The 14,271-nt window shown below is 48.9% G+C and carries 13 protein-coding genes; 6 read left to right on the top strand and 7 right to left on the bottom strand.

Annotated elements, in window-relative coordinates:
- The first annotated feature begins 20 nt into the window (after positions 1 to 20).
- The 3 genes from Pan161_RS05590 (at position 21) to Pan161_RS05580 (ending at position 2,524) form a co-directional block, all read left to right on the top strand.
- Positions 21 to 773, top strand: a complete 753-nt coding sequence (locus Pan161_RS05590; protein WP_145224836.1) for a hypothetical protein — start codon at positions 21 to 23, stop codon at positions 771 to 773.
- Positions 774 to 853: 80 nt separating this feature from the next.
- A complete protein-coding gene (locus Pan161_RS05585; RefSeq protein WP_145224834.1) occupies positions 854 to 1,933 on the top strand; it encodes a lactonase family protein in 1,080 nt (359 codons plus the stop codon).
- A 189-nt stretch (positions 1,934 to 2,122) separates the two neighbouring features.
- Positions 2,123 to 2,524, top strand: coding sequence for a hypothetical protein (locus Pan161_RS05580; RefSeq protein WP_145224832.1), 402 nt, complete (start codon positions 2,123 to 2,125; stop codon positions 2,522 to 2,524).
- A 22-nt stretch (positions 2,525 to 2,546) separates the two neighbouring features.
- On the opposite strand, the gene Pan161_RS05575 is transcribed toward Pan161_RS05580, so the two are convergent.
- Positions 2,547 to 2,879 (bottom strand): TfoX/Sxy family protein, encoded by a 333-nt coding sequence (locus tag Pan161_RS05575; RefSeq protein WP_145224830.1) that lies wholly within the window; start codon positions 2,877 to 2,879, stop codon positions 2,547 to 2,549.
- Between the two features lie 135 nt (positions 2,880 to 3,014).
- Between Pan161_RS05575 and Pan161_RS05570 the strand changes: the two genes are divergently transcribed.
- Positions 3,015 to 3,929, top strand: coding sequence for a cytochrome c (locus Pan161_RS05570; protein WP_145224817.1), 915 nt, complete (start codon positions 3,015 to 3,017; stop codon positions 3,927 to 3,929).
- An 18-nt stretch (positions 3,930 to 3,947) separates the two neighbouring features.
- Here Pan161_RS05570 and Pan161_RS05565 read toward each other — a convergent pair whose 3' ends face one another.
- On the bottom strand, positions 3,948 to 5,093 hold the full coding sequence (locus Pan161_RS05565) for a transglutaminase-like domain-containing protein (protein ID WP_197995713.1): 1,146 nt from the start codon (positions 5,091 to 5,093) through the stop codon (positions 3,948 to 3,950).
- A 678-nt stretch (positions 5,094 to 5,771) separates the two neighbouring features.
- On the opposite strand from Pan161_RS05565, the gene Pan161_RS05560 reads away from it, so the two are divergent.
- Positions 5,772 to 6,875, top strand: a complete 1,104-nt coding sequence (locus Pan161_RS05560; RefSeq protein WP_197995712.1) for a dienelactone hydrolase family protein — start codon at positions 5,772 to 5,774, stop codon at positions 6,873 to 6,875.
- Positions 6,876 to 6,897: 22 nt separating this feature from the next.
- A complete protein-coding gene (gene sixA, locus Pan161_RS05555) occupies positions 6,898 to 7,374 on the top strand; it encodes a phosphohistidine phosphatase SixA (protein ID WP_145224811.1) in 477 nt (158 codons plus the stop codon).
- A 70-nt stretch (positions 7,375 to 7,444) separates the two neighbouring features.
- On the opposite strand, the gene Pan161_RS05550 is transcribed toward sixA, so the two are convergent.
- The 5 genes from Pan161_RS05550 to Pan161_RS05530 form a co-directional block, all read right to left on the bottom strand.
- A complete protein-coding gene (locus Pan161_RS05550; protein ID WP_145224809.1) occupies positions 7,445 to 8,116 on the bottom strand; it encodes an HAD family hydrolase in 672 nt (223 codons plus the stop codon).
- Between the two features lie 181 nt (positions 8,117 to 8,297).
- Complete coding sequence (locus Pan161_RS05545) at positions 8,298 to 9,659, bottom strand: (Fe-S)-binding protein (RefSeq protein WP_145224807.1); 1,362 nt, start codon at positions 9,657 to 9,659, stop codon at positions 8,298 to 8,300.
- 56 nt (positions 9,660 to 9,715) lie between these two features.
- Positions 9,716 to 10,966, bottom strand: coding sequence for an FAD-binding oxidoreductase (locus tag Pan161_RS05540; RefSeq protein ID WP_145224805.1), 1,251 nt, complete (start codon positions 10,964 to 10,966; stop codon positions 9,716 to 9,718).
- Between the two features lie 72 nt (positions 10,967 to 11,038).
- Entirely contained in the window at positions 11,039 to 12,547 is a 1,509-nt protein-coding gene (locus Pan161_RS05535; RefSeq protein WP_145224803.1) for an FAD-binding oxidoreductase, read from the bottom strand.
- A 175-nt stretch (positions 12,548 to 12,722) separates the two neighbouring features.
- Entirely contained in the window at positions 12,723 to 14,219 is a 1,497-nt protein-coding gene (locus Pan161_RS05530) for a DUF3604 domain-containing protein (protein WP_145224801.1), read from the bottom strand.
- Positions 14,220 to 14,271 lie beyond the last annotated feature (52 nt).

The following is a 14,271-nucleotide window of genomic DNA, read 5'->3' as shown; positions in this document are numbered from 1 at the left end:
ATCGGAAATTTGGCTTCATTATGAACACGTCAGAACCACCCAGGTCATCAGGCTTTCCTGAATCAGAAAATACTGATTCAGGTCATAACGCTGAAGATCCGGTTTTTGACGCACAACTGAAACGTGCCCTGTTGGATGTCAATGTTCCGGATGGATTTCGCGATACTTTACTACAATCGCTGTCTGACCATGAAACTGCTGCGGCTGTCAGTGATTCGCAGGTGGTCGCCCCTCGTCGACGATTATTACATAATCCGACACTCCTGGCGGGGCTCTCATGCTGTCTGGTTTTCATGGCTATTCTGACGTACCTCTGGGCTGCTCAAGGACCGGTCATTGATTTGGCCCGTTTGGGTCCCGAACTCAATCTGGATAGTCGTCTTTTGCCTGAGTTCGATCAGCATTTTACATCTCATTTGCCGGAACAGGGAGGCTGGAACTCCCGGGGGCAATTAACCATCTATAATAAAACCTATGGTGTGACTGCAGGAACCACCGGAGCACAAGACGCCGCTACTCGATTTTTTCGACTCCGCACCGGAAATAATCGGTCTGTTTTTGGGGCTCTATTGCAGATTCCTGCCTCACAGGTCTCTCCCCTGCCGACATCCACCCTTTTTGATCCCGGCCAGGTTAAATATTCCCAATTGAATAAAGGGAATTTTGCGACTGTCAGCTGGATCGAAAATGATCAGGTTTATGTGTGTATTGTTTTTGGCGGCGCGCGGGAGCTGGAAGCTTTAGGGCGTGCCCTGCAATCCGCTTCCGCTTGAAATCAGAACCCGGACCGGCTCTACTTATAGAGAGTTGTTTTTGCTGATCTGATGCAAATCATTTTCCATAAGGGGTTGTCATGCGCGTTTTACTTCAGTGCTGTCTGATGATGATAGGGGTCTGTATGTTCTTGGATGTTCCCTGTAAAGCGGGAAGTTATGCTTACATCTCTCTGGGGGGAGAGAAGAAGATTGCCATCTATCAGCTGAATGAAGAGACGGGGACTCTGACGCATCTTGAAGACGTTCCACTGGAGGGAGCACCCGGTTGCCTGGAAGTCGATCCCCAAAAGAAATATCTGTTTGCTTCCGTCCGGACTGCACAGAAATTTATGAGTTTTTCCATTGATCCGCGAACCGGAAAGCTGAATCTCATTTCCAGTATTCCGGCAGGAGGCAACGCCGCTTATATTGCGACTGATAAATCAGGCGGATACCTGTTCTCGGCGTATTACGGCGAAGGAAAAGTGGCCGTGCATCGCCTGGGAAAACAGGGGCAGATACTGGAGGAGATTCTGCAGACCATTCCAACTGAGAAAAATGCACATGCTATTTTACCCGACCAGAAAAATCAGTTCGTATTTGTTCCTCATACCGGCCCGAATGCGATCTATCAGTTTCTCTGGGACGAAAACCAGGGAGTATTAAAAGCAAATTCTCCCTCAAAGCTCTCGGCGGCGGCTGACTTGGAGCCTCGCCATCTGGCGGTATCACAGGATAACCGATTTCTCTACTTTGATAATGAAAAAGGAAGTTCTGTTACTGCTTACAAACTCAATGCAGACGCGGGAACTCTGACAGCCTTCCAGACCGTTTCGACGTTACCCGCTGACTTTGATGGGAAAAATACCTGTGCCGATATCGAACTGTCACCGTCCGGTGATTATTTATATGCCTCGAATAGGGGGCATAACAGCATTGCCTGTTTCGCCGTCGATCAAAAGACCGGGCGGTTGAAGTCGATCGGTCAGGCTGCTACAGAAGATACGCCGCGCTCATTCAATATCGATCCGACGGGGCGCTTTCTGTATGCGGCTGGGCAGAAAAATGGAAAACTGGCTGCGTACAAAATCTCGCCTGAAAACGGAACCCTGGAACGGTTTGCGACCTATGAAGTGGGAAAATCTCCTTCCTGGGTGGAGATTGTCAAGTTTCCCTGATCCGCAAAATTGCCTCCAAAACGTACTCTGTTGTCAGGTTTCGAGGGAAATTGTTCAGCACGGTTTCAGGGTAAGTCGATGAATTCAAGTGGATGGACTCATTTGTGGGGTTCGTCTCTGCGCAGCGATTTCGTCGCTTCGTTTACTTTTTATCGACTTCTTCTGCTCCTGTGAAGAGAGAGGCTCGTCATGCGCTTTTCTGTATTCTCTTTAATTCTGACTCAACTCTTCTTTGCTGCCGCCTATGGTCAGGAACAGACACCACTCCGGATCAGCTCTGATCACATCTCGGCTGACTCGAAAAAGAGTAACATCAATATCACAAAAATACCGTCGACTGCTTCAACCGGTCCGGCTTATCAGCGCATGTCTGTCAGCCAGAAACTGATTCAGCAGCGAGCGTTTCTACAGGCACAACAGCGAATGCAGCGAATCAGTGCCCGTAAAGCAATGGGAATTACACCAGGTAGACCGACCATTTATGTGAATGCCACTCCTCTGCCAACCTACTCTCAAATCATGCAGCAGTCAGCATGGTATAATTACAACCCGTATCAATTCAATGACTTCTGGTATGGCCCCGAATACTGAGAATTGATTGACCGGACTTAAATCAATCTTTGGCGGGAAGTGACTGTGCAAACTTCACTGCCTGATTGATCCAGTATTTGAGATCTTCTGCGCTCGCATAGCCGGGTTGCTCAACGTAGATCATGCTTTTGAGCGGCTTGCCTGTGAAGTCCATTTCGCGTGTCGCTGGTTCCTGCAGCGCTTTCTGCGCGCGTTTTTCTCCCAGTCTTAACATCAGTCTGTCACGGATTACGCCGCAGCACATATTGCCGTGCAGCATGAAGCAGATTCCGCCAAACATTTTCCGTTCTGAAAAGCCTTTGCGGCGTTTCATCAGCTGTCGAACTCTTTGAGCCAGATCTTCATCGAATACCATTTGAATCTCCGAACAGGAATTATTTCTCAGCGACTTTCCTTTTTACAAAAAACTGAACAAACTGGAAGTGGTTAGGATTCTGAGATATGAAAGTGTATCTGTTTCTGTAGAGAAAGGGAAAGTAAGGGGACTGGAATGTTATTGATTCGATTTTTTGTATTGGTCACTCTGGTGGGAACGGGACTTTTCATTGAAACGGTGGCTGCTCAGCAAGAGAAAGCAGAATCTCAAACAAAACCCGAACCGGTTCCCTTTCATTCAATGAGTCTTCCGGGGCTGGATAATGTCTTTCAGATCGATAAGCAGTTTTATTCGGGTAGTGGGCCGCATGGGGAACTAAGTTTTCAGGCACTCAAAAAGCTGGGGATCAAAACCATCGTCAGTGTGGATGGGACGCCCCCCGATCTGGAACATGCCAGAAAAGCGGGAATGAAATATATTCATATCCCTATTGGCTACGACGGTGTTTCCGAAGATGCTGGTCTTGCCTTTGCGCGTGTTGCGCGGGATTTGAAAGGACCTGTTTATATCCACTGTCATCATGGTAAACATCGCGGCCCCACCGCAGCAGCAGTTATCGGAATTTGTCGAGGCACCCTGAATCAGAAAAGTGTTCAGCAGTTTCTGACACAGGCAGGGACAAGCAAGGATTATGCCGGGCTCTGGAGAGACGTAAAAAAATTTAAGGTACCAGATTCCAATGCCATTCTGCCTGAACTGGTGGAATCAGCAAAAGTTCCTCCCATGGTTTCCGCGATGGCGCAAATCAGCCATGACTTTGAACTGTCGGATCAGTTACTGCAGAATAAGCCCGAGAATCGCAAGCAAAGACTGAGGGTATTAGTCCTGCTGCGCGAAGGGCTACACGAAACAGCTCGTAAATACTCTGGCGATTATGATGAGATGTTTAAACAATGGCTCACAGAGTCGGAGCAGCAGGTCAAATCGCTGGAACTCGCTGTCCAACAGGGAGATCAGCAGGCATTCACAACCGGAATGAAAACCTTAAAGTTTCAATGCAAACGCTGCCACAAAGCCTATCGAGACTGATCTTATTTTCGCCTCTGTTCAATCGATCTCTTTCCAGATGAGCTCCAGCTTCAGTCCTTTTGTTGCTCCGGCAGGTTCAGTCACCAGCTTCATTTGAAAGTCATTATTCTCGTTACCGACATGTGCCATGGCACGTGGCGCAAACTGAAACCGTAGTTCGGCTGTTGCCTGGTTAATGACTGTGGTCGGGTCAGCCTGTTTCGGACTTTCCAGTCTGATGTAGAAATGATAAACAGCCGTGGGTTGCTTCTTAATCCATTCATTGAGGGAGATGCGCAGTCGGTTCTCTTTGACCTTTCCCTTCAGTGGTGTCCAGGACTTCTGGTTATGCGATATGGAAATGCGAGGCTGAATATCAGTAGAGGTTAGTTCAAAATCAAGGTACCCTGCGAGTAGCACATAAGGCCAGTTCACCAGCCATTCTCGCTGGTTGCCTGCAGTCTGTTTGAGTTCATACAGGTCCCGTATCGTTCGTTTGAGAACACCCTCTCCTGCAAGGGGAGGTTCGGGAGAGTGAGATTTGTTTTTCTGATGGACACGTTCCGGGTTTGAGTAGCGGAATTCGACATAGTCTAAAGGTTCCAGTACTGGTAATGCAATTGTATCTTTAATCCGTGGTTGTCGCTCATTTACCCGGTTGTCTGAAGTTGAAGTATACAGTTTCGCAATCAATTCAGAGGGGCTGCCTAAAGGATCTGTAGGCGTTTTTGTGATGATTTCAGGCTGCTCTGCCAGTTCTTCGACACCCGCGATCACGCCCTGTCGATTACGATAAAAGACCTTGTGATCCGGGTCGAACATATGCCAGCGACCGTCATAGAATGTTTCAGCAACAACGTGCCCTGACAGGCCCCAGACGCGACTCTGCAAACCTGCTTTTCTGGCGAGGACCATGAAGTTGGTCGCACAATCATCACAAAATCCATAGCCATACACATTCAGGAATTTGACGGGATCATGGAGTTCATCTCCCTGCTCTGCCGGATCGTAGTGATAGCGCCAGTCGACGAGGAACTTCCAGATGGCGATTGATTTCTCTTCCGCGTTCATGTCGGGTTTGAGGATACTGGCCAGCATTGCTGACTGACTGGAGAGATCAGGAGCTCCTTTGCGTTTCCAGGCAGGCGTGATTTGAGTTTTTGAATCGAGGTTCTGCCAGATCATTTTGAGGGGTTGCGCTTCTTTCAGAAGATTTACAGGGACCGTAATTTCCGAGTTAGAATCTGTCAAAACGAATGAGGTTGATTTTTGCAGAAATGATTCGGTACTGACCAGTTCATAATTTCTCCCATTTGTTCTGGGGTCAGATGAATCACTGGTTGAGAAATAGAGTGTTCCGGGAGTCCAATGGCTATAGTGCCCCTTTCCCAGCTCTCTGATCCGGCTGTGACGTGCATGCGGGAATGGAAGTGGTTTGCCGTTTTCCAGAAGTTCGCAACGGGATTTAGAGTTTTTGTCAGCGGCTCTAGGGATCGATAAGCGTGCACTATAGGCAGCGCCCTGTTCATGTGTGATGGCGGTTGGCTGGATCAGTTCTGTGATGACTGCAGATTTTTGTTCTGACCGTGTCGAGGGCTGGAGGATGCCCCGCTCAGCTCGTATTTGTACAGGCAGGGTAACAGTACAGCAAAAGAGCAGGAGATAATTCAGTCTCGATGGAAGTGTTAAGATTCGCATAAGGATACCAAGTCAGAGGTCTACGGAATTAAGCAGAAAAATCAGTAGAAAATGGAATTAAGTTGTTGAGAATCATAGCAGAGCTGGGTGATAATGCAGACTCATTTTTACTTCTTTTCAGGTAGGTCTATGCGAATTATTCCAACTTTATTTTGGCTCTGTCTAATGATAGTAATAAGTCCTGTAGACAGGACTCAAGCAGAGGACGATGTCACTCGAAAACGTTCAGAACCAGCGAGTATCAGCTCTTCCTGGGACGATCTGCTAGACGGGATTGACACTCCCGAGGATTGGATTGAGCATAAAAAGGAGCTCAAAAAACGCTATCTGAACCTGATCCGTGATCAGTTCAAGCCGGAAAAACCAGATCTGCAAATTCAGTTTCATGACACGGTGATTGTGGATGGTGACTATCGCCGGCAATTGATCAGTTATCAGGTAGAAAATGATGAACGGGCACACGCTTATCTCGGAGTCCCATTATACTTAAGAAGTCCTGCTCCAGCGGTCGTCGCATTGCATGGGACTTATAAGCAGGGAAAAGAGCGTGCTGCCGGCCTGGTAGAGAATTCGGATAAAGCCTATCTGGACCATTTATGTCGGCGTGGGTATGTGGTGATTGCTCCGGATCATTTTGTCGCTGGCCATCGCATACCAGAAGCAGGACCCTACGATACTGAGGCATTTTATAAAAAACATCCCGAGTGGACCGCTGTGGGAAAATTTACCTACGAACACTCGATTGCCATTGATGTACTTCAGACGATGAAAGAAGTGAAACCCGATAAAATTGGTGTACTGGGGCACTCTCTGGGCGGGCATGGATCAATGTTTCTCGCTGCTTATGATGAACGTGTCCTGGCAGCAGCTGGTAATTGCAGTGCCTCTTTTTTCCGACAGAATGCCAAAGTGGAAGCCTGGGCTCGCGATCACTGGTATATCTATTTTAAACACATCCGGCCTGACCTGTTGGAAGGCGATCTACCTCCGATTGACTTCCATGAAATCATGGCTTTGACGGCTCCTCGAGCTTTTCTGGACCTGTCCGGACTAAATGATGGAGATCCTCTGACCCAACGCCAGCGGGTGCTGATGTTACTCAAAGTAATGGATGTGTATGAACTGGAAAAAGCACCGCAGAACTTTGCTTTTTTTGTGCATGGAAAAGGTCATTCTGTCGCGCACGAATCGCGGGAGCTCATGTATGGCTGGATGGATACGCATTTGAAGCCGTCCGCAGCGACGAAAACAAAACTGGTGACCCCCTGAAAAACATGGAAAGCGGAATTAGATGGAACTAATTATAATCAGGCATGGAAAAGCGGAACATGCGGGTGTTGTCCCCGGTGGAGACTCAGCCAGACCGTTAACCGAGCATGGCAGTTATCAGTTTCGGAAAGTCGCGCAATGGATGGTAGAACATCAGAGTTGCCCTGACTTGATTCTACACAGTCCGTTGGTAAGAACCACTCAAACTGCACAGATCCTGCAGGCTGAAGCGGATTTGAGTGACGATTTTTGTCAGCCGCAGAACTGGCTTGGTTTCGGTTTGAATCTGGAGAAACTGATTTCGTTCGTCAGTAAAAAAACTTACGAACGGGTCGCAGTCGTGGCACACATGCCTGATGTCGCGCGATGTACGGCGGAACTGATTGGGGGTGGCTACATCACATTCAAGCCTGGTAACGCCGCGTGTATTCAGTTTGATTCAGTCATCAGATCAAGCCAGGGAAGTTTGAAATGGCATCTGAGTGCGCCCCTGTTTTAACACTTCACTCGATACGATTCCGCTTGCCCGATCGTTTCGCAATCAGTTCCGGTCATTTCAGCAATACGGATTAAGAATGTTGTGTTGAGAACAGGTCCAGTACACGTGCATCTGTCAGACTGTCGGCAATAAATTGAGCCGAACTGAAGTCTCCATAGTTACTATATTCGTGTGGAATTGAAACCACATACGCCCCTGCTCCGACTCCCGACTTCGTACCTGTTTCGCTATCCTCAAGGACCAGCATCCGTCCGGGAGCGACCCCCATTTTTTCGGCAGCGTTCAGATAGATTTCTGGATGGGGTTTACCGTGGGTTACGTCTTCCGCAGTCAGGCTGATGGGGAAACGATGTGTGAGGTCGAATTGTACGAGCAGAGTTTCCAGATAAGGCCGCGGAGAAGAAGTTGCGACACACTTGGGGATGTCCAACTCTTCCAGATAGTCCAGCAACTCAAACAACCCATTCATGGGTTTCAGATTTTCCTGCAATAACGAACGGAAGATCTCCTGACTTTCCAGCCAGAGTTCATGTGGGTCTTCTGGTTTCTCCAGATGGCTGGATAGATGTTCGAATCCTTCTAGAGCCCGACGTCCCATCATGCCCCGCAGGATATCAGGCGTCATGGTTTTTCCACGTCGCTGCAGGAGGGCATCGCCTGATAGAAAAAACACGTGTTCGGTATTAAACATTAGTCCATCCAGGTCAAAGGCGACTGCCTGGATGGGAAGGTGATCTGACATGTGTAAACTCTTTATCGTAAAACTGTAACTGGTTAAGCGACTCTGAGGTGTAGATTAGTCGTTCTTCGCAGTGGGATCAATCGAACGGCTCAGACTGTGCTCCGTTTTACTATAGCGTCTCCAAGGTGATCAGGACCGAGTATAATTGATTGATAGACGCTATGGTTAAATCTGATGCGTTCTATAACGCCGGTTTCTGCCCGCGATAGCTGAGATCCAGCAGTTCCATGGGATGCGCGACCCAGAGTGGTTGATGAGACTGACGGAGTTTGGAATCGATCTGCAGTGTGCAGCCGACATTACCGCTAATGACAATTTCTGCTCCCGTTTCCAAGATGTTGTTCAGCTTGCGTTTGCCAAGTTGGTCTGCCATTTCCGGCTGTGTCAGGTTGTAGCTGCCTGCTGCGCCACAGCAGATTGTTGATTCCTGAAGGGGAATCAGATTGAGCCCGGGTATCAGTTCCAGCAGTTTGCGAGGCTGATTTTGAACTTCCTGGGCATGAACCAGATGGCAGGCATCGTGGTAAGTCGCGCGAAAGGGGATTTCTCCCTGGGGGGCAATCGGGCCCAGTTCAAACAGAAATTCGGAGACATCCTTGAATTTTGATGCCAGTTGTTTCAACTGTTCTCTCTGTTCTTCAGAAACTCCCTCGATTTCTTCTGCGATATGGCCGTAATCTTTTAACATGGCACCACAGCCGGCGACGTTGACAATAATGGCATCAATATCATCCAGTTCAAATGCAGTGAGGTTTTGTAACGCGAACTCCAAAGCGGCCTGATCGGCACCACTGTGATAGTGAATTGCTCCGCAGCAGGCCTGAGTTTTGGGAATCAGAACTTCGCAGCCGTTGGCTTGCAGGACGCGAATCGTGGCTCGATTCACATGGCTGTACATCGCTTCCGAGACACAGCCTGTGAAAAATGCGACCCGCGCACGCTGAGTTCCCTGGGCCGGCATAACTTCAGGCAGGTCCGGTTCGGCTGGCTTAAGACGTGGCAACAGATCATTCATGCGTTTCAGTTTATCCGGCAGCAGGCTGGTCAGTTTTAACGCATTCATTAACTTGTCGATTCGCAAAGTCTGCATAACCCGCGCTGGAAGTAATGCTTTTCGAATGCGACTGGGATAAGGAAACAGACGGTAGAGAATCCAGCGATGAAACCAGTCCTGTTGAGCGCCTTTACCCTGTCGGGCATCCATTTTCTGAATATCGACACGAAATGGTTCAATCAAGCGACCATATTGTACTCCTGAAGGACAGGCAGTTTCACAACTACGACAGTCCAGGCAGAGATCAAGGTGACCACGCACAGCGTCAGACAGTTCAACCCGCTGGTCCACTACGGCCCGCATCAGATAGATACGGCCACGCGGACTGTCGTTTTCATTCCCCGTTTCCAGGTAGGTAGGACAGGCTGCGGTACACAAACCACAGTGAATACAGTCTAGAAATTTCTCGTAAGGGATTTCAGAACCGGGAATTTCTGTCGGATCTTGAGTGGCGTCGACGGGTTGAGAGAAAGAACTTCCAGGTTTCATATGTTAACTCGTATGCGAGATGCTAATAGTCAAAGGAGATTACGTATTATTCAATTCTAAATTTCAACCAGTTCATTAAACCGTTGCGAATTCAGGACATGCTCAGGATCTAATGCGTTTTTAAATTGTTGCATCAGATTCCAGCCTGCGGGAGGCGAACAGAACAGAGGCAGTGAGTGAGACCATTCTGACTCACACTGGTAAATGTTCAAATAACCTGTTTTCGGATCAATTGTTTTTTTCAGCTGGTTCAATATCTGCTGGACGTCATCCAGCGAACTGGCAGAATCCGGTAAATGTCCGAAGACAATTCCATCTGCAGCATGCGCCTGTACCGCAATATTCAGTCGTGTAGCCATTTCAATAAACTTCATCATCTGCGATGGTAGTAGAATCGCTTTGAGAGTCACTGGATCATCAGACGATGTCTGGTATTCGGTGAATGCGTTATATAGCCGTGTGGCCTCTTCCGTCACTACTGTCTGAACACTGAGGGGGGAGTACTGATTCCATTCAGAGACGATATGATTAGCCTGCCAGTGGACTTCATTTTCAGGTCCTTCATAACAGATACATAAAATATGCTGATCCGCGGGTAGTTCCAGGCGGGCTTCCGCCGCAATTTGACTGGCTGCTTTGGCATTACAATATTCCACAGCGATCGGACGTGTACCTGATGTCACAATTGCTTCCAGTGCCTGATCTACAGTCTGACAGGAATCAAACTGAAACCAGACCATGGATATTGTTTGTGGTTTGGGTCTCAGGTTGAGCGACACCTGGCTGATGACTGCCAGTGTCCCCAGTGAGCCTACCAGCATCTTTCCCAGATCGTAGCCAGCGACGTTTTTTACTACACGTCCTCCCGATTTGAACAGGTTTCCCTGACCGTCAATCGCAGAAATTCCAATGACATAATCACGAATTGTTCCATAGGAAAACCGTTTCGGACCACTGGTATTTGTAGCAATCACTCCGCCAATTGTCGCTCGGTTAGACTGTGGGATATCGATGGGAAGTCGCTGACCTTCCGCTGAAATCATTTTATTCAGTTCATCAATGCGCATGCCAGCTTCGACAGTAATGGTGAGGTCGCGTACAGGGTAATCGACCACCCGGTTAAGTTGTGAGGTACAGAGCTGAATACCAGTCTGGCTGGTGGGACAGCAGACAGCCAGCGAAGTTCGTCCTCCGACAGGAAACAGCTGCCTGTGGTTTCCTGCTGCATTTTCTGCGATGAAACGGCTTAATTCTGTTTGAGAAGCGGGAACAAATTCTTCCTGCGAGCCGGATTGGAGCGGAGACATAGTTCTACTTTCAGGAGCCTTATTGAATTAAGATGGATTGCAGATGAGTCACGTGATCGGGATATGACTGCATCAGTGTGGTGCGCGTCTCGCCGGATGAGTCTGGGAAACCTTGGGTGAATTATCTGAAGCGTGTGGAGGCAGAACCTTATCTCGACTGCAGATCTGGCGCGGGTTAAAAATATTTCGAACTCGTTCCATCATGGCGAGATCGGTCTCATTGAAAATGCGGCTCATGAAATTGATTTTTTCCACACCAATCCCATGTTCGCCGGTGACACTGCCACCCAGTTCAAGGCACTTTTCCAGAATTTCCTCGCTGGCTTCGAGGACCAGTTGAATCTGTCCCTGATCGCGTTCATCAAACAGCAGGATCGGATGCACGTTACCATCGCCAGCATGAAAGACATTCACGATTCTTAAACCATATTTTTTGCTGGTCTGTTCTATAAATTCCAGAATTTCCGGGAGTCGTGTCCGGGGGACGACACCATCCTGGGTACAGTAACTCGGGCTGAGTCGCCCGATGGCGCCGAAGGCCTGTTTACGACTTTTCCAGATCAGCATGCGTTCTTCCGGAGTGTCAGCACGCTGAATTTCGCGGACATTATTCTTATTGCAAATTTCCAGGATTTTCGAGACTTCCGCATCCAATGCCACTTCGAGACCATCAACTTCAATCAGTAATACCGCGCCCGCATCCAGGGGGAAACCGAAGTGGAACGCTTCTTCCACTGCCTGGATAATGCCGTGGTCCATCATTTCCAAGGCGGAGGGAATAATCCCTTCTGCGATCATTTCGGAGATCGCCCGGGTGGCATCTCCGATCGTCTGAAAGACAGCCAGCATCGTGCGATGAGCTTCCGGGTCGCGTGTCAGTCGGACAATCGCTTTGGTACAGATGCCGAAGGTACCTTCGTTGCCGACATACACACCATGCAGATCATAACCGGGTACTTCTGCGGTAGGACCACCGAGTTCGATAACAGATCCATCAGGCAAGACGGCTTCCAGCCCCAGTACATGGTTGGTGGTGACACCGTACTTTAAGGTATGAGGGCCTCCGGAATTAGTGGCAATATTTCCGCCAATCGTACATGCACCCTGGCTGGAAGGATCAGGAGCATAATGGTAACCGGTCCCTTTCAGGGCATTCGTCAGATGCAGGTTGACCATGCCTGGCTCCACGATCGCATACCGATCTCTGAGGTTCAGTTCCAGAATCTGTTTCATACGGGTCAGCACAATCATGACCCCACCACCAATAGGCAGGCAACCTCCGGAGAGACTGGTTCCGGCACCGCGGGCCAGGAACGGAACATTGAATTCGTTACAAAGCTTGACGATCTCAGAGACCTGTGCGGTTGAGGTGGGGAAAATGACAATATCCGGAACGGATTTGTCCACGATGTACCCGTCACATTCGTAAACGAGTAGTTCATCGGCATTATACAGAATGTCGGTTTTTCCCACGATTCCGGTTAATTTTTGAATCAGAATTGAGAAAGGTCGGCTTCCTGCCTCCAGCTTCTCTAAAACAGGAGCTGACAGGTTGATGGTCTGGCTGGTGTCGTCAACCATTGTCGGGGGTAGCTTTCAATAAGGTTGAAAGGGAATAGTGGTGATTCAAAGGCTGTATTTTAAATCAAAGTCAGTTCAGGAATCAATTCTCTGATTGCTGCTTCATTCAATTCGAGTGGTTTAAATGCTGTATTCGGGGCAGAAAAAACGAATTCGGTCGATTCTGCAGAAAAAGTCATTTCTGATTGACCCAAATCGGGCTGGACCAGGCCATCTCGCCATTCGATTGGATCACACGGACATAGTACCAGTCATCCTGCTTGCCATTACCCTGGTTAGCGAACTTGAATTCCGTATTCCACTGATTATGGAAGACAATCCGATGCAGCATCGCCGATTCCCAGGGAAATGGTCGGGTAAACAGCATTTCATTACTGACCGCCAGATCTGAAAACTTCTGCGTCAGCTGGCATTCACCGGGCTGTTGACAGGAAATAGAAATCCGAGTATCCACATTTCCCTGAATTCGCATAACGATGGCTTTCTGGGACCAGTCATCGACCTGTTGTTTGAGAGCAGTGAACGATTGGACCTTGAGTTGGTGGGGTGTCTGTTCCAGAATGCGATCACGGCGGAATTCATCCAGCGGTCCTGTGGTGAAACAGGTCTGAATCTGCTGGATCTCGCCCCCCTCGACATCGATATTGAAGTTCCAGTCAGCCGTGCCCCCCCAGCCTAAAGCTGGCCAGGGGCCCCAGCCATATTCGAAACGCAGGACAACAGGTTGGTCCCAGGGATTGGCTCCATTCGATTTATCAACGGGGAAATCACGATGAATCACGCGTCCGTTTTTCAGAACTTCCACGCGGTCAATTTCATCCCAGCCCTGCACTTTCACTTTCAGTTCCCGTTCATCGGTAAAAGGGAGTTCCTGTCCCATCATCTGGTCATTAAGAAAAAAGTCGAGTTCGATGCGATCACCGGAGACCGCATAGGTGCGTCGATTTCGAAGACTATCGAATAACGCATCGCGTGTCAGTTCTGGTGCTTTGATGGCAGCGAGCCCCTCGCGGTACCCTCCCGGGTGTCCCAGATGATCGTCCGTGCTGGCGACCACGCCCAGTCGATAACCCTGATTCAGATAATACTGAAGCGTGTGTTTGGTCCAGCGTCCCCCTTCCGTGTGTCTTTTATAGGGAAAGGGGGCCCGGTCATGTTCGGCGCAACCCCATTCGGAATGAATTTCCAGGACCGGTGAAACATCTGCTGCCAGTTTCGTGGGATCAAATCCACGATGTCCCAGGCGATTGGCTGGGTGATGGGGAATCATCAGACAGCCTCGCTGCCTGGCGAACGTCTGAAGTTCGGCGAGGTCTTCGATCAGTTCGTAGTCCCCCTGCAAATCCGGAAACAGAATGTGGTAGTCCCCTTCTGCGGTGCCGTGTCGTTCATACCCGAGGATTGTGACAAACTCGCCTGGTGAATCAAAGTCCTTGGCCAGTTGAACGACTTCCGGCCAGCGGGCGCGGGCGATATGAAATCCGTTTTTCCATTTTTGGGTAATTTTGCCATCGTAATCGACGATATCGGGCCAGTAGGAATGCGGCGTAAAAGCATAGAAATCGAGATGATTCCGTGCGATTTCGAAAGAGCGATCGAGTGATCCCAGTGCATAACCTACGTGGTTGTGATTGTGCAAATCGCCGAAGTAATTCTGATAGTCGGTCGTCATTGGATTCAGGCAGTTCTTAAATAGATATTTTCACTGGTGAATATTGTTGTTC

The organism is Gimesia algae, from assembly GCF_007746795.1.
In the GTDB taxonomy this organism is placed as follows: Bacteria; Planctomycetota; Planctomycetia; order Planctomycetales; family Planctomycetaceae; genus Gimesia; species Gimesia algae.
Note: the sequence above shows the minus strand (reverse complement) of the source record. Positions and strands in the feature narration are given on the sequence as shown.